This is a genomic window from Aphanothece microscopica RSMan92, assembly GCF_046613545.2.
GTDB lineage: Bacteria > Cyanobacteriota > Cyanobacteriia > PCC-6307 > Cyanobiaceae > NIES-981.
The window spans coordinates 1-446 of the sequence record NZ_JBKKKY020000543.1 but is presented as its reverse complement, the minus strand read 5'-3'; the positions used below and the strand labels follow the sequence as shown (position 1 = coordinate 446).

General features: G+C 51.1%; 1 protein-coding gene. It reads left to right on the top strand.

Going from position 1 to position 446, the window contains the following annotated elements:
* Positions 1-216: 216 nt before the first annotated feature.
* Positions 217-446 (top strand): hypothetical protein (locus tag ACLD7X_RS18975; RefSeq protein ID WP_425625522.1); only part of this gene is annotated, 230 nt, incomplete at its 3' end.

The window sequence follows — 446 nt, the reverse complement described above, 5'->3', positions numbered from 1 at the left end:
AAGATGTCGTTCGATTGCAACCCAGAACTACTTAGTATCTGACGAAAGAGGATATGGAATTGACTGAATGAATAGTAAACCTTTCCATAAACACTCCAGAAACGCAGTTTCTTCACTATCTTTCCCATATCGCGTGCCATAAAATGTGATCGTCTGCGGGTGCACGTCCAAAGCACAGCCGCGCCAGTCCATCATCGAAAATATTGAGAAACTTACATGCTGCGCAAAGAAGACCTGATATTCCGAGTCAATCGCGTGATTCGCGCTGTCGAGTCGAATACTGGCATGGATGAGCTGGATCTTTCCTCTAGGGCGATCCTCAGTTTCATTGGCGATGCGGAGTCCCAGGAGAGGGTGCTGCACGTGTCCGACGTGGTGAAGGGACCGGGTTTCGGCACCGCGCCCACGGTTTACTCCCGCATCGCGGAATTGGAGCGGACGGGATG